Annotated in this window: 17 protein-coding genes; 5 read left to right on the top strand and 12 right to left on the bottom strand. The window is 67.2% G+C overall.

Annotation, left to right across the window (positions count from 1 at the left end; all coding sequences use genetic code 11):
- Position 1: 1 nt before the first annotated feature.
- Complete coding sequence (locus SAMIE_RS17065) at positions 2 to 940, top strand: Gfo/Idh/MocA family oxidoreductase (protein WP_066702117.1); 939 nt, start codon at positions 2 to 4, stop codon at positions 938 to 940.
- Positions 941 to 1000: 60 nt separating this feature from the next.
- Here the strand turns inward: SAMIE_RS17065 and SAMIE_RS17060 are convergent, their stop codons facing one another.
- From SAMIE_RS17060 to SAMIE_RS17025, 8 genes are read right to left on the bottom strand one after another with little or no spacing between them, the layout of a single operon-like run.
- On the bottom strand, positions 1001 to 1228 hold the full coding sequence (locus tag SAMIE_RS17060; RefSeq protein ID WP_066702120.1) for a hypothetical protein: 228 nt from the start codon (positions 1226 to 1228) through the stop codon (positions 1001 to 1003).
- Entirely contained in the window at positions 1218 to 1421 is a 204-nt protein-coding gene (locus SAMIE_RS17055; protein ID WP_066702123.1) for a hypothetical protein, read from the bottom strand. Before SAMIE_RS17055 ends, SAMIE_RS17060 begins: the two co-directional genes overlap by 11 nt.
- Complete coding sequence (locus SAMIE_RS17050) at positions 1418 to 2299, bottom strand: helix-turn-helix domain-containing protein (protein WP_066702126.1); 882 nt, start codon at positions 2297 to 2299, stop codon at positions 1418 to 1420. Before SAMIE_RS17050 ends, SAMIE_RS17055 begins: the two co-directional genes overlap by 4 nt.
- 43 nt (positions 2300 to 2342) lie before the next feature.
- Positions 2343 to 3647 carry an MFS transporter gene (locus tag SAMIE_RS17045; protein ID WP_066702129.1) on the bottom strand — a complete coding sequence of 435 codons (1305 nt, stop codon included), beginning with the start codon at positions 3645 to 3647 and terminating at the stop codon, positions 2343 to 2345.
- A 17-nt stretch (positions 3648 to 3664) separates the two neighbouring features.
- Positions 3665 to 4225, bottom strand: coding sequence for a DUF3237 domain-containing protein (locus SAMIE_RS17040; protein WP_066702135.1), 561 nt, complete (start codon positions 4223 to 4225; stop codon positions 3665 to 3667).
- A 15-nt stretch (positions 4226 to 4240) separates the two neighbouring features.
- Entirely contained in the window at positions 4241 to 6388 is a 2148-nt protein-coding gene (locus tag SAMIE_RS17035; RefSeq protein ID WP_066702147.1) for an acetate--CoA ligase family protein, read from the bottom strand.
- A 19-nt stretch (positions 6389 to 6407) separates the two neighbouring features.
- Positions 6408 to 7268 carry a p-hydroxycinnamoyl CoA hydratase/lyase gene (locus SAMIE_RS17030; protein WP_066702150.1) on the bottom strand — a complete coding sequence of 287 codons (861 nt, stop codon included), beginning with the start codon at positions 7266 to 7268 and terminating at the stop codon, positions 6408 to 6410.
- A 20-nt stretch (positions 7269 to 7288) separates the two neighbouring features.
- Positions 7289 to 8740, bottom strand: coding sequence for an aldehyde dehydrogenase (locus SAMIE_RS17025; RefSeq protein WP_197724643.1), 1452 nt, complete (start codon positions 8738 to 8740; stop codon positions 7289 to 7291).
- A gap of 72 nt (positions 8741 to 8812) precedes the next feature.
- Here SAMIE_RS17025 and SAMIE_RS17020 point away from each other — a divergent pair, with 72 nt between their 5' ends.
- From SAMIE_RS17020 to SAMIE_RS17005, 4 genes are all read left to right on the top strand, one after another.
- Positions 8813 to 9274, top strand: a complete 462-nt coding sequence (locus SAMIE_RS17020) for a MarR family winged helix-turn-helix transcriptional regulator (RefSeq protein WP_066702152.1) — start codon at positions 8813 to 8815, stop codon at positions 9272 to 9274.
- A gap of 49 nt (positions 9275 to 9323) precedes the next feature.
- Positions 9324 to 11783 (top strand): hypothetical protein, encoded by a 2460-nt coding sequence (locus SAMIE_RS17015; RefSeq protein WP_066702155.1) that lies wholly within the window; start codon positions 9324 to 9326, stop codon positions 11781 to 11783.
- Between the two features lie 152 nt (positions 11784 to 11935).
- The gene (gene pobA / locus SAMIE_RS17010) at positions 11936 to 13105 is read left to right on the top strand and encodes a 4-hydroxybenzoate 3-monooxygenase (protein ID WP_066702158.1); all 1170 of its coding nucleotides are present in this window, start codon (positions 11936 to 11938) and stop codon (positions 13103 to 13105) included.
- A 2-nt stretch (positions 13106 to 13107) separates the two neighbouring features.
- Positions 13108 to 14118 (top strand): aldo/keto reductase, encoded by a 1011-nt coding sequence (locus SAMIE_RS17005; RefSeq protein ID WP_066702162.1) that lies wholly within the window; start codon positions 13108 to 13110, stop codon positions 14116 to 14118.
- A 21-nt stretch (positions 14119 to 14139) separates the two neighbouring features.
- On the opposite strand, the gene SAMIE_RS17000 is transcribed toward SAMIE_RS17005, so the two are convergent.
- The 4 genes from SAMIE_RS17000 to SAMIE_RS16985 are packed head-to-tail and all read right to left on the bottom strand — an operon-like array spanning position 14140 to position 18049.
- Entirely contained in the window at positions 14140 to 15192 is a 1053-nt protein-coding gene (locus SAMIE_RS17000; protein ID WP_066702165.1) for a sugar phosphate isomerase/epimerase family protein, read from the bottom strand.
- 1 nt (position 15193) lies between these two features.
- The gene (locus SAMIE_RS16995; RefSeq protein ID WP_066702171.1) at positions 15194 to 16318 is read right to left on the bottom strand and encodes a Gfo/Idh/MocA family protein; all 1125 of its coding nucleotides are present in this window, start codon (positions 16316 to 16318) and stop codon (positions 15194 to 15196) included.
- Entirely contained in the window at positions 16315 to 17265 is a 951-nt protein-coding gene (locus tag SAMIE_RS16990; RefSeq protein ID WP_066702174.1) for a fumarylacetoacetate hydrolase family protein, read from the bottom strand. Before SAMIE_RS16990 ends, SAMIE_RS16995 begins: the two co-directional genes overlap by 4 nt.
- A 4-nt stretch (positions 17266 to 17269) precedes the next feature.
- Positions 17270 to 18049 carry a cyclase family protein gene (locus SAMIE_RS16985; protein ID WP_066702176.1) on the bottom strand — a complete coding sequence of 260 codons (780 nt, stop codon included), beginning with the start codon at positions 18047 to 18049 and terminating at the stop codon, positions 17270 to 17272.
- Positions 18050 to 18144 lie beyond the last annotated feature (95 nt).

The following is an 18144-nucleotide window of genomic DNA, read 5'->3' as shown; positions in this document are numbered from 1 at the left end:
CATGCGTATTGCCCTGGCAGGCGCGGGCGCGTTCGGCGAAAAGCATCTCGACGGCCTCGAGAATATCGACGGCGTCACCGTCACCTCGATCGTTGGGCGCGAACTGGAACCGACGAAGAAGGTCGCCGAGAAATATGGCATCGGCCATGTGACGACCGACCTCGACGAAACGCTGGCCCGCGACGATGTCGACGCGGTGATCCTCTGCACGCCCACGCAGATGCACGCGGCGCAGGCCATCGCCTGCATGAACGCTGGCAAGCATGTCGAGGTGGAAATCCCCCTCGCCGATAGCTGGGCCGATGCGCAGGCGGTGCTGGCGAAGCAGAAGGAAACAGGCCTGACCTGCATGGTCGGCCATACCCGCCGCTTCAATCCCTCGCACCAGTTCGTCCACAACCGCATCGCGGCGGGCGAGTTCAACGTGCAGCAGATGGATGTGCAGACCTATTTCTTCCGCCGCAGGAACATCAATGCCAAGGGCGAACCGCGGAGCTGGACGGACCATCTCCTGTGGCATCATGCCGCGCACACCGTCGACCTCTTCGCCTATCAGGCCGGGAAGATCGTCGCCGCGCACGCGATGCAGGGGCCGATCCACCCGGAACTCGGCATCGCGATGGACATGTCGATCCAGTTGAAGAGCGAGACGGGCGCGATCTGCACCCTGTCGCTATCCTTCAACAATGACGGGCCGCTCGGCACATTCTTCCGCTATATCGGCGACAGCGCGACCTATATCGCGCGCTACGACGATCTGGTGAACGGCAAGGAAGAGCCGATCGACCTCACCGGCGTGGCGGTGTCGAACAACGGCATCGAATTGCAGGACCGCGAATTTGTGAGCGCCATCCGCGAAGGCCGTGAACCCAACAGCAGCGTCGCCAAGGTGTTCGACTGCTATCGCGTGCTGGGCGAACTGGAAACGCAGCTTATCTGATCTCTTCCCTTCGGGGTCGCAGGAGGGGCGTGGCCGTCGCAGACGGCTGCGCCCCTTTTTTCATGCCGACAATATGGGATGCGCCATACGCAGGTCGTCGAGCAGCGCTTCGATCAGCGCCACGTCGCGCACGCTGCCGGTCGGCGTCGCGTTCCAGTTGCAATGCGCATGGGTATCGCGGCTGTAGAGCCGCAGGTCGCCGATCGCCCTGCGCCAGTGATGCTTGCTCTTGCCATGGTCGCGCAGCAGCCGCGCGACGAGCAGGTCGGTCATCCGGTCACGCGTCATCGTCGTCCCTTGCCGACCAGTGGCCCGGCAGGTCAAGATAGGCCTCCAGCTCGCGCCAGTGCCGGTCCCAACCCGGCCCGCGCCGTTCGGGCGGAACTTCGCGCTCCACCATGCGCCGGGCGCGCGCGACGACATTGTCGGACGGCGAGTTCAGACGCCCGAGAATGCGGCGGATGGGCGAATCTTCGCTCATGGCGCGGCGGACACGCGGGCGCGGCGGAAAGCGGTGGGCGGCTGCCCCACATGGCGGGCGAAGAAGCGCGAGAAATAGGCCGGGTCGTCGAACCCCACCGCATAGGCGATCTGCGCCACCGACATTTCGGAATAGAGGAGCAGGCGGCGCGCTTCGAGCAGAGCGCGGTCGTCCAGCATCTGTGCGGGGGAACTGCCTGCAACGCGCGCGCAGGCCTGCCGCAGCGCAGTGGGGCTGGCGCCGAGCGCGCGCGCCAGACTGTTCACCGGCTCACGCGCGCGGAAATGCTCTTCGATCCGCTCACGCAGGCGGGCGACGAGAACCGCCTGCCGCGCCGATCCGCGTGGGGGCGCGGTGGCGAGAGAAGCGTGGCGCAGCGCCAGCACCATGAGCGAAAGCCACGCCGCCTCCACCGCCGCGCGCTGGCCGGGACCGGCCCAGCCCAGCTCGCGCGCCATGGCGAGGATCAGAGCCTCGGCCTGTTCGCGATCCTCAGCGGGGATGGGAACGGCGCGGGCCTGCGCGAACAGGGGCGCGAGATCGGCATCCCGGCTGGTCAGATGGCGCAGATATGGCTCGGCGATGGTGGCGACATGGCCGCGCGATTCCCGGTGCCAGTCGAAACCGTGGACGATGCCCGCCGGAATCAGCAGCAGGCAAGGCGCGTCGAACCGCACCTGCGCGGCTTCGGCCTGCATCGCGCCGCCGCCCTCCGCGATCAGGATGATGTGGTTAAGATCGCGATGCACATGCGGGCGGATCGTCCATTCGCTCGGGCGCGAGCGGTCGTCGAGGCTTTCGACATGGACGAAGCCTTCGGCCACGCCGCGCTGCGGTTCGCCGTAGAGATAGAAGCTGGGGACGGGCGTTGCGGGCATGATGGATCGTCCATCCATGCACCCGCGCGGCTTCTGCGGCAAGTCAGGCGGGACGCGGCCTCAGCATCAAAAGCAGCAGCGCCCCGATCAGCGAGCCGAACGCCATGCCGATGGCGACGACCGAAAGGCCGAAGCCCAGCGAAAAGAGCAGCCCTGCGACGATGGGTCCGAGCGCCGCGCCCCCGCGCCCGACGCCGATGACGATGCCGGTCCCTCCCGCGCGCACCGACGGCGGGAAGGACTGGGCGACGAGGGCGTAGATGCCGACGACCGCCGCGTTGGTGCAGAAGCCCGCCGCCGCGGCGACGAGCGCGAGACCCGAGAGCGTCGTCTGCGCCTGACCGAACAGCGTCACCGTCACCGTGGATGCGACCATGGCTCCGATCACCAGCGCCCGCACCGGCATCCGCCAGCTCAGCGCGCTCAGCAGCAGAGCGCCGAGCAGCCCGCCGACATTGGCCCAGACAAGGACGCCGCCCGCCTGCGAGGGCGCAAAGCCCATGTCGACCACGATCTTGGGCACCCATTTGATGATGAAGTAGAAGGTCATGATGTGGCAGAAATAGGCGATGGTCAGCAGCACCGTCGTCCGCGCGAGATCGGGCGCGAACAGTGCGGACAGCGACGGTTGCGGGGCCACCGGATCGGCAGGCGGCAGCGCGTCGGCGGGAGCCTTCCCCATACGCTCAAGGATGCGATTGATCCGGGGCAGCGCATCGGGCGGTCGTTTCGTCAGCAGGAAGCCGATGGATTCGGGCAGCAGCCACAGCGCCAGCGGCAGGACCAGCCCGGTGACGATCGCGCCGAACAGGAAGACGTCGCGCCACCCTCCCGCGACCAGCAGGTGCGAGGCGACGGAGCCGCCCAGGATCGCGCCCGCCGGATAGCCCGCCGCCATGATCGCGACCGCAAGGCTGCGCGCGCGGGCGTTGGCCAGCTCCGCGACCATCGCGTTGGTGCAGGCGAGCATTCCGCCGATACCGATTCCGGTGAGCAGGCGGATGACGGAAAGCGACACGACGTCATGCGCCTGCGTCGCGGCGGCCATACCCGCTGCCATGATGGCGAGGCAGGCGATGATGGTGGGCCGCCGCCCGATCCGGTCCGCGACCGCGCCGAGCGCGACCGACCCGCCCGCCATGCCGATCAGTTCCATCGAAAGGACGAGGCCCAGCGCCTTGCGGTCGATGCCCCATTCCGCCGCGATGCCCGGCGAGGCGAAGCTGATCGCCAGAACGTCAAACCCGTCGAGCGCGTTCAGCAGCACGCAGAGCGCGATGGCCGCGATCTGGAGCCGCCCCATCGGCGCTTCGTCCCAGCGGCTCTTGATGTCGGTGCCTTGCTCCATCGCCCTCTCTCTTTTTTCTAGCCCACCTCGAAGATGTCGAGGCGGACATGATCCTTGTAACGCGCCGCGCTGCACAGGAATATCGTCTTGCCCAGCCATGCGTGCGGACCGTCTCCCGCCACCTCGAACCGCGGGGCTGCGCGGAAATAATAGAGCGCCGGATCGACTGCCTCGCCCGCCGCGATACGCGCCAGCACGGCGGCGGGGCCATGGCGATAACCGGGGTTGGTGATAGAGATGATCGTGCCGTCGCTCGCTTCGATGGCATAGCGGGCGAGGATGTCGGCGGTTCCGTCCGCCCGGATCGACTGCCAGTCCGCACCGCCGGGCAGTATCTTGCCGGTAAGGCGGGGGCCGTCGACCGTGCCGCCGGTGATGGGGATGATGCGCTTGCGCACGCCGTCCACCATGCCCAGTTCCCGCGGCGCGCCGATCAGCACGTGCAGCCGCATGGCGAAGGTGAGCGGTGGCACCGGGAGCGAGACAGGCTCTGCGGCATGGAGGCCGGTCGCGCCCGAAGCCAGCGCGATAGCGGGAACGGCTGTAATCACGCGCCGCCGGTCGAGATCCCTTCCCATATCCGCTCCCTCTTTTTATCGGGCTGCCGTCAGCATCAGCGCGTCGAGCGCGACAGCTCCCCTACCCTCGGGATAGACGATCACCGGATTGAGGTCGATCTCCCGAATGGACGGCTCGGCGAGCAGGACTCGGCCGAGGGTGGCGATGATCCGCGCCACCGCTTCCACATCGAGCGCCGGGGCGCCGCGAAACCCGCGCAGCAGCACCGCCTGCTTCAGCCTGTGGAGTTCCGCAACGATCTGCGGCAGCGGCAGGTCGGGGGTCAGCAGGCGGACGTCCTGAAGGATTTCCGCCGTCACGCCGCCGAAGCCCGCGAGAATGACCGGCCCCCAGTCGGGGTCGCTCTTCGCCCCGATGATGAGTTCGACGCCGCGCTCCCCCATGGCTTCGAGCAGGGCGCCGTCGAGACGGATGGATGCGTCATGGGCGGCGACATTGGCGAAGAGGCGATCCCAGCCCGCGCGCAGTTCGTCCGCGTCTCGCAGGTTCAGGATCACGCCGCCCGCATCGCTCTTGTGGCTCAAATCGGCGGACTGCGCTTTGAGAGCGACGGGGTAGCCCACCGCTTCGGCGGCGGCGAGGGCTTCGTCGATGCCGGTGCAGAATGCGCCCTTCGGGAACGGAATGCCGAGCGGGGCGAGGATCTGCTTGGCGCGATATTCCGGAACGACGCCGCCTTCGGACGGCAGGCCGGGAGCCGGGAGGGGCGCGGCGGCATCTTCGCTGAAATCGCGACGCGCATGATCGTTGAGGCGCTTGAGAGCGCGAAAGGCGCGTTCGGTCGAGGGGAAATAGGGAATGCCGCGCTGGCGCAATTGCGCCAGATCACTGTCCGACACCGGCGCACCTTCGTCGAGTCCTGCGAAGATCAGCGGCTTTGGAGGATGAAGATCGTCCACCGCGCGCAATATGGGGGGCAGCTTGATGCCGACCGTCACCGGATCGGTCTGGATGATGCCCGCGACGATCGCGCCGAAACGGTCGTCGCCAAACAGGGCGGCGAGCGTGCGATAATAGAGGTCTGGATCGACCAGCCCCTGCGCCGTCAGGTCGAGCGGATTGGAGACGCTGACGAAATCGGGCAGCGCCGCGCGCAGGGCAGGCGCGCTGGCGTCATCCACAGGCGGCAGGTCGAGATCGAGCGCTTCGCACAGGTCGAGCGTCAGCGCCTTGAACGCGCCGGACTCGCCGAGCACCGCGACGCCGCCTGCGGGGATGGCCGGGCAGCGCAGCGCGATCTCCGCAATGTCGCCCAGTTCCTCCAGCGTTTCGGCGAAAATGACGCCCGCCCGCTGCACCTTGGCGCGCATGAGCTGATAGTCGCCCGCCATCGCTCCGGTGTGCGTCGCGGCGGATTCGCGCGCGGCGCTCGACTTGCCGGGGTGGAGGAGGACGATGGTCTTGCCCGCTTCGCGCGCGCGGCGGGCGGCGGCAAGGAAGCGGGCGGGTTTGCGAAACTGCTCGACGATCATGGCTATGACGCGGGTGGAGGCGTCCGCGATCAGATAATCGACATAATCCTCGACCCCGCTCGCCGCTTCATTGCCGGTGGAGACGGAGAAAGAGAGGCCAAGGTCTCGGCTGGCGAGCGTGGTCGAAAGGACGCAGGCCATCGCGCCGCTCTGCGACACGATGCCGATGCCCTTGCGGTTGCCGAGCGGCCTCGCGTCGGTTTCCACGAAGGTCAGCGGCACGCGGTCGATGAAGTTCGTCATGCCAAGGCAATTCGGCCCTTCGACCACCATGTTCGCCCGACCGGCGATGCGTGCGATCTCCCGCTGCTCGGCCAGACCCTCCTCGCCCCCTTCGGCGAACCCGGCGGAGAAGATGACCGCCGCTCCGACGCCGCGCTCCGCCAGCGCCCTGACCGCATCGAGCACTGCGACGCGCGGAATGGCGAGCACGGCGGCATCGACGCCCTGGGGCAGCGATTCGACCGAAGGGAGGCAGCGTCGCCCGCCAATCTCCGCCCGCTTGGGGTTGATGAGGTGAATGTCACCTGCAAAACCGTTGCGCAACAGATTGGCGAGCACCGACGCGCCCAGCGCACCGGGCTTGTCGGACGCGCCGACGATGACGACCGAGCGGGGCCGCAGCAGGCGGTCGAGCGGCAGGGCGGCGGCGGCGTCCGCCGGGGGCGGGGTCAGGGTCTCGACGGTCATGCCTGTGTCCGTTTCCCGATCAGGCGCGCTGCTTCGACTTGTCGTAGGCGCCCAGCCCCGGCTTGTAGCTTTTGTCGTCGATGAACTGCTTGATACCTTCCTTGCGGCCTTCATTATCGAAGCTGTTGGCCGCTTCCTGCGCGCGGATCAGATAATCCTCGGCATTGTCGTAGGTCATTTCCCGCACCCGGCGGATCGCGTCCTTGGTCGCCTTGAGCGCCACAGGGTTCTTGGCAAGCAGCGTCCGCGCGACCTCGGCGACCCGGTCCTTGAGCTGCGCCAGCGGCAGCGCCTCGTTGACGAAGCCCCATTCGACCGCCGTGCGCCCGTCGATATTCTCACCCATCAGCGCATGATACATGGCGCGGCGGAAGCTGGTGAGTTCGGTCGCGACCTTGGCCGCGCCGCCGCCGGGCAGGATGCCCCAGTTGATTTCGGACAGGCCGAACTGCGCCTCTTCCGCCGCGAAGGCGAGGTCGCAGGCGAAAAGCGGACCGTAGCCGCCGCCGAAGCACCAGCCGTTGACCATGGCAATGGTCGGCTTCTGATACCAGCGCAGCCGCCGCCACCAGCCATAGCTTTCCCGCTGCGCGCCGCGCGTGCCTTTCAGGCCCAGCGCCTCGGTCTCGCGGAAATATTCCTTGAGGTCCATGCCCGCCGACCAGGCGGTGCCTTCTCCGGTCAGAACCAGCACGCCCACATCGTCGCGATATTCAAGATCGTCGAGCACGCGCATCATCTGGCGGTTGAGGCGGGGCGACATGCAGTTGCGCTTGTCTGCGCGGTTGAAGCTGACCCACGCAACGCCGTTCTCGACGGTGAAGGCGACGGTTTCGAGTTCGGCCTGATCGACCCCCTCGAGATGCAGGATGTTGGTCATGAAAACCTCCGGAAGATGGATTAGATGGGATAATGGCCGGGCTGCGTCTCGATGGTGATCCAGCGCAGTTCGGTGAAGCTGTCGATGCCCGCTCTGCCGCCGAACTTGCCGTAGCCCGAAGCCTTGACGCCGCCGAAGGGCATCTGCGCCTCGTCATGGACGGTGGGGCCGTTGACGTGGCAGATGCCCGACTGGATCTGCCGCGCAACGCGCAGGCCGCGCGCGGTGTCGCGGGTGAAGACCGATGCGGAAAGGCCATATTCGGTGTCGTTGGCCAGCGCGATGGCATGGGCTTCGTCGCGGGCGCGAACGATGCCGACGACCGGGCCGAAGCTCTCGTCGCGGAACAGTTTCATGTCGGGCGTCACCCTGTCGATGACATGGGCGGGCATGAGGACGCCGTCCGCTTCGCCGCCGTTGAGCTGGGTCGCGCCGGATGCCAGCGCATCCTCGATCAGCGAGCGGACATGGGCGACGGTCCCGGCGTCCACCACCGCGCCCAGCGGCGTCTTGCCCTCGCGCGGGTCGCCGACCGGCATGGTGGCGACCTTCGCCCTGAACTTTTCCGCAAAGGCGTCGGCGACAGCATCGACCACGATGATCCGCTCGGTCGACATGCAGATCTGCCCCTGATTCATGAAAGCGCCGAAAGCGGCGGCCTTCACCGCTTCGTCGAGGTCTGCGTCCTCCAGCACGATGAGCGGCGCCTTGCCGCCCAGTTCCAGCAGCACCGGCTTGAGATTGTCGGCGCAGCGCCGCGCGATGATCCGGCCCACGGCGGTCGAACCGGTGAAGTTGACGCGGCGCACCGCGGGATGGTCGATCATCGCGCCCACGACATCGCCTGCATCTTCGGGCGCGTTGGTGACGAGGTTGACGATGCCGCCGCCAAGGCCTGCTTCGACGAACGCCTCGATGATGAGGCCATGGGTGCGTGGGCATTGTTCGGACGCCTTGAGCACCACCGTGTTGCCGCAGGCGAGCGGCACGGCGATGGCGCGGGTGGCAAGGATGATGGGCGCGTTCCATGGCGCCATCGACAGCACGACACCGGCAGGCTCGCGGATCGCCATCGCGATGCAGCCGGGCTTGTCCGACGGGATCACCTCTCCGCTGATCTGCGTGGTGAGGCAGGCGGCTTCGCGCACCATCGAAACGGCAAGCATCAGATTGAACCGCGCCCAGCCCTCGGTCGCTCCGATCTCCCCCATCATGGCGTCAACGAAGTTGCCGGCTCTGGCGTCGAGCGCGTCGGCCGCCTTCATCAGCGCCGCGCGGCGGGCATTGGGACCAAGCGCGGACCATGCGGGGAAGGCGGCCTGCGCCGCATTCACGGCGGCAACGGCATCGTCTGCGCTCGCTGCGGCAGCGCGCGTGGCGATTTCGCCGGTGACGGGATTGCGGCGCTCGAAAGTGCGGGACGCGGCGCGGGATTCGCCGCCGATCACGAGCGCCATATCGGTTTCAGGCATATCCGACTCCTCATTATTGCTATGAGAGATAACAACGTTGATTGCTATAGACAATAGCATTATTGCGAACGCATGGATGCATCGCTCTCGCTCGACAGCCCGCTCTCCGACACGGTCGCGCCGCGCCTCGGCTATATGCTGCGGCGCGCGTCGGCGGTGATGATGGCGGGGCTGGGCGCGGCTCTGGCGGACATGGCCCTGCGCCCGGTCGAAGGGACGATCCTCATTCTGGTGGGCGAAAATCCCGGCTGCATCCAGAGCGACATCGGGCGGACGCTGGGCATCAAGCGGGCCAATATGGCGCCGCTGGTGGCAGGCCTTGCCGCGCGGGGGCTGTTGAGCAAGACGCCGGTCGACGGCCGTTCGCTCGCGCTGACCCTTACATCCGAGGGAGACGCCGCGCGCAGGCAGGTGGAATCGATCATGGACGCGCATGAGGCACGGTTTGAGGCTCTGCTGAACGAAACGGACATGGCCGCTTTGCGCGACGCGCTGCGGATCATCGCGCAACAGGGGGAGTCCGCCCCGGATTAAGCGCCTTTCGCGATACGCGCCGCGCTCAACCCTTGGATTGGGCGGGCGAATGTGGAAGAGCGGCGGGCGCAATGCCTTGGACGACGCGCGACAGGAGCCTGCCTTGCCGACCCGCCCGATGATCCGCCTCCGCCACATCCTGATGGCGCTGGCCCTGACGGTGGCGGGCCGCCCGCTCTACGCCGCCGATCCTGCCCCGTTCGAACTGGCGGGACCGACGCTGCGCATCATAGTGACGCGAGGCGAGCGGACGCTGCCCATCGGCGAGGTGCCGAGCCTTGCCGAAGGCGACCGGCTCAGCATCGCGGCGCAACTGCCGCCCGATCAGGGCGCGCGCTTCATCCTGGTGTCGGCCTTCCTGCGCGGCGCGACCAATCCGCCGCCGAAAGACTGGATCGCCTTTGCCGAAACGTGGGCGAAGAAGGACAGGAAGCGCTCGCTTGAGCTGGCGGTCCCCAAAGGCGCGCGGCAGATGGTGCTGTTCCTCGTGCCCGACACGGGCGGCGCGGAGGGGTCGTTGCAGGACGCGGTGCGCGGCAAGCCCGGCGAGTTCGTCCGCGCGACGCAGGATCTCAATCAGGCCTCGCTCGACCGGTCGCGGCTCGATGCCTTCATGGGCGCGATCAAGGCGCAGGAAAACAGCCATCCCGAATTTCTCCGCACGCTCGCCCCGCCGCTCGCGCGCAGCCTGTCGATGAAGCTCAATGAGGAATGCCTGTCGCGCGTGATCGAGATGCAGGCCGCCTGCCTGCTCGACAATCGCGATTCGCTGGTGTTGGCCGATGTCCACACCAGTTCCATGGCGGAAACGCTGACGGGCGCGCCGACCGACCTCGCCCTGCAACTGAGCGCCACGCGCGAGGCGGGCTATGGCTATTACAGCCCCTATATCGCTGTGGTGCGCGACGTGGCGAAGATCTTCGGCGCGTTCAGCAATCCGTCCTTCGACTATCTGCCGACGCTGACCGTGCGGAAAGGACCGGACATGGCGCTGCTGCTGAACAGCGCGCCGTCCTTCGCCAAGCCCAAGTCGGTCATGGTGGTGGCGATGCCTTCCATCGAGGCGGACTCCCCTCCCCGGCTGCGCAGCGGCGCGGGCGGGCCGATCTGCCTTGCGCGGGCTGGCGGGCTGCTGCCGGTCGAGGGCGCGCCGCTGATCTATTCCACCGGTTATGCGCGCGATATGATGTTGACGGTAAAGGCGTCCTCGGGCGAGAGCATTGAGGTGCCGGTCGTCGCGCGCGCGGACCGGGGCGGCTATGTGCTGGGTCCGCAGGAGTGGCCCACATCCTTTCAGGGCACGATGGATGGACATCTCCATGGCCTGTGGGGCTTCGACCGTTTCGAAGGGCCGGACTTCACCGTGCAGTTGCCCGATGCGCAGGGCTGGCGGATCGAGGGGGATGCGGCTGCGCTCGTGGTAGGGCGCGACAATGGGCTGACGCTGAAGGGCGGCGCGCCTGCCTGCGTCGAGAGCGTGACGCTGCGGCAGGGCAAGGATGCGCCGATGGGCGTCGCATACAAGGTGGCAGGCCGCGATGCGCTGACGCTCACCCTGCCGCTCGCCGACCGCAAGCCCGGAACGCTGAGCATCGAGGTCAGATATGCCGGAATGGCGGAGCCTTCGGTGCTGACGCTGCGCAGCTATGCGCAGGCGAGCCGGCTCGACGCGCTCCAGCTTCACGCGGGCGACCGATCGGCGGTGCTGAGCGGACAGCGGCTGGACGAGGTGCAGGGCGTGGAAGCGGCGGGCCTGACCATGCGGCCAGACGGGCTGACGCGCGAGGGAAGCGTGGACCGGCTGCGCCTGCTGGCGGACGGCGAAGGCGGTGCGTTGCAGGAGGGACAGGAGGGCGTGGCGCGGGTGAAGCTGCGCGACGGGCGGACGGTCAGCCTGCCCTTCGACGTGGGAGCGCCGCGCCCCCAGCTTGCGCTGCTGTCGAAAAGCATCACGCCGCCTGCCGTGACCGGCGGCATCGTTCCGGACCTCAGCGGAGACGATCTGCTGCCCGATCAGGGCCGCATCATCTTTTCGGTCAAGGCGCAGGGCGCGACCCGCTTCGCCGCCAGCGACAGCCTGGAAGTGACGGGCGCCGAGGACGGAGCGCCGGTGATCCGACTGACGATGGGCGACCCCGTTCGGCTGGAAGGGCCGCAGGTCATGGTCGCGACATTGGACCCGAAAGCCGCAGCGCCCAATTTGTTCGGCCCGCTGCGCTTCCGCCTGCGGCAGGGCGAGGTGGCGAGCGACTGGCAGCCGCTGGTGACGCTGGCGCGGTTGCCGCGCATAGAGAGTGTTGCGTGCGACGGCGGACAGGGTTGCACGCTGCGCGGGCGCGACCTGTTCCTGATCGACGCGGTCGGGGCGACGCCTACGCTGGATGGCGCGGCGCAGGTCGCGCACGGCTATACCGGCGCAACGCTCAGGACACCGCCACCGCAGGGGGGCAAGCTCTATCTGCGGCTGCGCGACGCGCCCGGCCATGTGCTGAGCATTCCGGCCGCCTGATCGTCCATGACAGTTGGCGGATCGCATCGCCATTCCCCGGCTGCTGGATAGATAAAGCCGTTCGATCATCCAAATTTAAGGTTGGCGCAGCCATGGCTCGCCGGCAGGAGCGATGGCAGCTTCTCCCCTGAAATCAGTTTGGGAGAGATGCCGTGAAAACCCAGGTCGCGATCATCGGCGCAGGCCCAGCCGGGCTGCTGCTCGGCCATCTGCTGCGCGCGGAAGGGATCGACGCGGTCGTGGTCGAGCGCGCTTCGCCCGATTATGTGCTGGGCCGTATCCGCGCGGGCGTGCTGGAACGCACCACGACCGACCTTATGGACCGGCTGGGCCTTGGCGCGCGGATGCAGGCCGAAGGGCTGCCGCATGACGGTTTTCACCTCGCCGATGGCGAACGGCTGATCCGCATCGACATCGCCGCGCTCACCGGCAGGCAGGTGATGGTCTATGGCCAGACCGAAATCACCCGCGACCTGATGGCTGCCGCGCCCGAGCGGGGGCTGGAAGTGATCTACGACGCCGCCGATGTGGCGCTGCATGACGTGGACCGCGATGCGCCGTGGCTGAGCTTTACGAAAGACGGGTCCGAACATCGCATCGACGCTGCGTTCATCTGTGGGTGCGACGGGTTCCACGGTCCGTCGCGCAAGGCGATTCCCGCTTCGGTCGCGACCGCCTACGAGAAAATCTATCCGTTCGGCTGGCTCGGCATCCTCGCCGATGTGCCGCCGTGCAACCATGAACTCATCTACGCCAATCACGAGCGCGGCTTCGCGCTGGCGTCGATGCGGTCGGAAACGCGCAGCCGCTATTATATTCAGGTGCCGCTCGACGAGAAGATCGAGGAATGGCCCGACGACCGGCTGTGGGACGAGCTGGCCGTGCGGCTGGGGCCGGAAGCGGCGGCGCACATCACGCGCGGCCCGGCGATTGAAAAGTCCATCGCTCCGCTGCGCTCCTTCGTGTTCGAGCCGATGCGGCACGGGCGGCTGTTCCTTGCCGGGGACAGCGCCCATATCGTGCCCCCCACGGGCGCCAAAGGCCTCAACCTCGCCGCGTCGGACGTGCATTATCTGTCGGAGGCGCTGAGCGCCTTCTTCCAGCGGAATGACAATGACGCGGTGGCCCGCTATTCCGGCAGGGCGCTGGCGCGCATCTGGAAATCCGAACGCTTTTCGTGGCAGTTGACGAAGCTGATGCACCGCTTCCCCGACAGCGATGCGTTTGATCGCCGGATGCAGGTCGCCGACCTCGACTATATCGCATCGTCGGTCGCGGCGCAGACGACGATCGCGGAAAATTATGTAGGATTGCCGCTCTAGCCATGACCAGCCTCCCCACCCGCGCTATTGGCCCCTTCACCGTGTCGGCCATCGGCCTCGGGTGCATGAACCTGTCCCACGCCTATCTGCCGCGCCCGGATGCGGCGCAGGCGGAGGCGCTGCTGCGTCACGCGCTGGACGCGGGCGTGACCTTCTTCGACACCGCCGCGCTCTACGGCTTCGGCGCGAACGAGGAACTGCTGGGCCGCACGCTGATGGACCGGCGTCAGGATTTCACGCTGGCGAGTAAATGCGTGCTGGCCGAAATCGACGGCAGGCGTGGCCTCGACGGATCGCCGCAGGCCATCGCCCGCGTGCTGGAGGATTCGCTGCGGCGGCTGCGGGTCGACCATATCGACCTTTATTATCTCCACCGGCTCGACCGGAACGTGCCCATCGAGGAGTCGGTGGGCGCGCTTGTCCGGGCGAAGGAAGCCGGCAAGATCGGCGCCATCGGCCTGTCCGAAATGTCCGCCGCGACGCTGCGCCGCGCCCATGCAGTGCATCCGGTCGCGGCGATGCAGACCGAATATTCGCCCTGGGTGCGCAACCCGGAAGTCGCGGTGCTCGACGCCTGCGCCGATCTTGGCGTCGCGTTCGTGGCCTTCTCGCCGCTGGGGCGCGGGCTGCTGGCGGGCAATTCCCATGCGGCTGCGCTGATGCCGGGCGATCTTCGCGCCGGGATGCCGCGCTTTCAGGAACCCAATCTCGCCGCCAATCTCATACTCGTGGAAAAGCTGCGGACGCTTGCCGATCAGGCCGGGTGCACGCCCGCGCAGCTTTGCCTTGGCTGGCTGCTGGCGAAGGGGCCGCATGTCGTGCCCATCCCCGGCACGACCAGCATCGCCCATCTCGACGAGGATCTGGCGGCGCTGTCGCGCGACTGGCCCGACGATCTGATCGCGGCAGTGGACGCGCTCTTCCCCTTCACCGCGCCGTCGGGACCGCGCTACCCCCGCGACGCGCAGGCGCAGGTCGATACCGAGACATGGGAGGGCGAGCCGCTCGCCTGACCGGGCGAGCGGGCGTTCCCGTCAGAAGCCCATCATCCTGCGGTTGAGTTCCCGGTCGGCGCTGCCGCTGGCGAAATCGTCGAAGGCATGTTCGGTCACTTCGATGATGTGCCGCGCGATGAAGGGCGCGCCTTCCGCCGCGCCCGCTTCGGGATGCTTGAGCGCGCATTCCCATTCCAGCACGGCCCATCCGGCAAAGTCATATTGCGCCATCTTTGAAAAGATCGCGGGGAAATCGACCTGCCCGTCGCCCAGCGAACGGAAGCGGCCGGGGCGGTCCACCCACGACTGATAGCCGCCATAGACGCCCGCGCGCCCGGTCGGCCTGAACTCCGCATCCTTCACATGGAAGCATTTTATCCGGTCGTGATAGATGTCGATGAAATCGAGATAATCGAGCTGTTGCAGCACGAAATGGCTGGGATCGTAGAGGATGTTGGCGCGCGCATGGCCACCCACGCGGTCAAGGAACATCTCGAAGGTGATGCCGTCATGCAGGTCTTCGCCCGGATGCAGTTCGAAGGCGGCATCGACCCCATTTTCCTCGAAACAGTCGAGGATCGGGGTCCAGCGGCGCGCCAGTTCCTCGAAGGCATCTTCTATCAGACCGGCGGGACGCTGCGGCCAGGGATAGACATAGGGCCACGCCAGCGCGCCGGAAAAAGTCGCATGGGCGGTGAGGCCGAGGCGGCGGCTGGCGACAGCGGCCATCCTGACCTGCTCCACCGCCCATTGCTGCCGCGCCGCGGGATTGCCCCGCACATGGGGCGCGGCGAAAGCGTCGAACTGCGCGTCATAGGCGGGATGGACCGCGACCAACTGCCCCTGAAGATGGGTCGATAATTCGGTGATCGACAGGCCGTGAGCGGCGACGACGCCCTTCACCTCGTCGCAATAATCCTGACTTTCGGCGGCTTTGGCGAGATCGAACAGCCGCGCATCCCAGCTCGGGATCTGGATGCCCCTGTAGCCGAGGCCCGCCACCCAGCGTGCGATCGCATCAAGGCTGTTGAACGGAGCGGCGTCGCCTGCGAACTGCGCGAGGAAGATAGCCGGGCCTTTGATCGTCTTCATGTCACTCTCCGGGAATGAGGAGCGGTGTCCAGCCCGCGCCGCTTCTGCTGGCTTCGACCGCCGTGGCGATGAACGCCATCGAACGGACGCCATCGTCGATGCCGGGCAGCAGCGGAGCCGCCTCGCCGCGCAGCAGCTTTGCGAAATCGGCGTAGAGGTTGGCGAAGGCTTCCAGATAGCCTTCGGGATGGCCACCGGGCGTGCGGCTTGCCGCCTGGGCGTCCGGTCCCAGCGTGGCGTCGCCCGCCTTCACGATCTCCGTGCGCCCGTCGCCATGATGCAGCACGAAGCTGTTGGGCGATTCCTGCCGCCAGTCGATGCCGCCTCGTTCGCCATAGACACGCAGTCGCAGACCGTTGCGCTCGCCCACCGAAATCTGCGACGCCATCAGCACGCCGCGCGCGCCATTGTCGAACCGCAGCAGCACGGTGCAGTCATCGTCGAGCAGACGGCCCGGCACGACCGCCGCCAGATCGGCCAGCAATTCGGTGACGGTGAGGCCGGTGACGAACTCAGCGAGATGGAAGGCGTGAACTCCGATGTCCCCGATGCAGCCGCCAAGGCCGGAACGCGCGGGGTCGACACGCCATTCCGCCTGCTTGCCGGTGGCTTCCGCCGCCAGCCAGCCCTGCGGATATTCGACGACGACCTTGCGGACCGTGCCGAGCGCCCCGGCGGCGATCCGGGCGCGCGCCTCCCGCACCAGCGGATAGCCCGAATAGGTGTAGGTCAGCGCATAGGGTTTGCCCGCCGCCCGCACGATGCGGCGCAGTTCCAGCGCCTCGTTGAGCGTCGCAGTCGCCGGCTTGTCGCTGATGACCGGAAGGCCCGCCTTCAACGCCGCGCGCGCTGCGGGAAGGTGGAGATGGTTGGGCGTGACGATCGCCAGAAAATCGACCCCGTCCGGGCGCTGCGTTTCTGCGGCGATAAGAGCATTCAGATCGGAATAGGCCCGCGCCGCGTCGATCCGATACCGCTCTCCCGCCTCCTTCGAACGCGCCGCATCGCTGCTGAACGCGCCCGCGGCGAGGGCGATCCGCCCGTCCAGTTCGGCGGCGATGCGGTGGACGGGACCGATGAACGCACCGGGGCCGCCGCCTACCATCGCCATCTTCAACTTTGTCATGCGAATGCTCCAACGACCCTCTGATCGACCGCACCGAACATGCCGCCTTCCGCTTCGAGCCTGACGCGGTCACCGAAGCGCATGAACGGAGTCTGCGGCGCGCCGCTGTCGATCATCTCGATGGCGCGGCGTTCGGAAATGCAGGCCGATCCGGCGCGCACATAATCGGCGTTGGACACGGTGCCCGATCCGATGATCGTCCCCGCGACGAGGTCGCGGGAGCGCGCGGCATGGGCGACAAGCTCATGGAAACCGAAAGCCATTTCGCCGCCCTGCGGATGGCCGAACCACTGACCGTTGAGCGCGACTTGCATGGGCAGGTGGACACGGCCGTCCTTCCATGCCTCGCCCAGTTCGTCCGGCGTGAGCGCGAAGGGCGCGGCGGCGCAGGCGGGCTTGGCCTGCACCCAGCCGAAGCCGGTCTTCATCTCGATGGGCGCGATGGCGCGCAGCGACCAGTCATTGATGAGGATGACGAGCCTGATGTGCGCCATGGCGTCGTCGGGCGTTGTGCCCATCGGCACGGCATCGGTGATGACGCCATATTCGCCCTCGAAGTCGATGCCGTCCGCCTCGCTGGGCAGCGGCACATCCGCATGCCCCGGCAGGAAGCGGTCCGACAGACCCTGATACATGAGCGGGCGATCCGTTTCGATGGGCGGCAGGTTAAATGCCTGCTGCATCAGCACGCCATGCTGGGGGAAAACCGACCCGTCGAGCCATTGCCATGCGCGCGGCAGCGGCGCGAGCAGGCGCTGATGGTCGAGCGCCTCGCCTTCGCCCTCCTCCAGCCGCGCCGCCAACGCCCTAAGCCTTGGCTCAACCTGTTCCCAGTGCTCAATCGCCTGCTGCATCGTTGCGCCCGCATGGAGGCAGCGCCGGGCATCGCGCGACACGGCTATCAGGGCGCCATCGGCTGTCCCGTTGTCGATGGTGGCAAGGCGCATGGGATCAGTCCTCGAAAATGGCGACGGCGCGGGTCCAGCCTGCCGACGCGCCCTTGATCTTGTGCGGGAAGCAACTGACGGTGAAGCCGTTGCCGGGCAGGCTTTCCAGATTGTGCAGCTTTTCCAGATGGCAATAGCCGATGTCGCGGCCTGCCTTATGCCCTTCCCAGATCAGCGAAGTGTCGCCCGTTTCCTTCACCTTCCGCGCCGTGTGCGCGAAGGGCGCGTCCCAGCTCCATGCGTCGGTGCCGGTGACGCGCACGCCCCGGCTTGTCAGATAGATGGTCGCCTCATAGCCCATGCCGCAACCCACATTGACATAGTCGGGCCGCCCCAGCGCCATGCCCGCCGCCGTGTTCACCAGCACGATGTCGAGCGGCTGGAGGTCATGGCCGATGCGCGCAAGCTCGTTCTCCACATCCTGCGCGGTCACGACATAGCCATCGGCGAAATGCCGGAAGTCGAGCTTCACGCCGGGCCGGAAGCACCAGTCGAGCGGCACCTCGTCGATGGTGATCGAGCGCTCGCCGCCATTCATGGTGGGGTGAAAATGATAGGGCGCGTCCAGATGTGTGCCGCTGTGGGTGGTGAGCTTCACCCATTCCGATGCCGCGAATCCGGCTTCATCCGGGGTGTCCTTCGCCGTCACGCCGGGAAAGAATATGTCCAGCTCGGGCGCTGTGTCCATATGCGTCTGGTAAATGATTTCCGGCTTCAGGAAGGGAGGATCGCTCACCACGTCATTGCAGAGCGTGATCGACAGATCGACGAAACGGCGGGTCATGGACGCAACTCCGGCACGGAATAAAAGCCCGCCGGTCTGTCGCGCCAGGAGAGGAAGGCGCGGCGGACCGGCGGCATGACAGGCGGGCGAGCCTG

The organism is Sphingobium amiense (genome assembly GCF_003967075.1).
In the GTDB taxonomy this organism is placed as follows: Bacteria; Pseudomonadota; Alphaproteobacteria; order Sphingomonadales; family Sphingomonadaceae; genus Sphingobium; species Sphingobium amiense.
The sequence above is the reverse complement of the archived record's forward strand: the minus strand, read 5'-3'. Positions and strand labels throughout refer to the sequence as shown.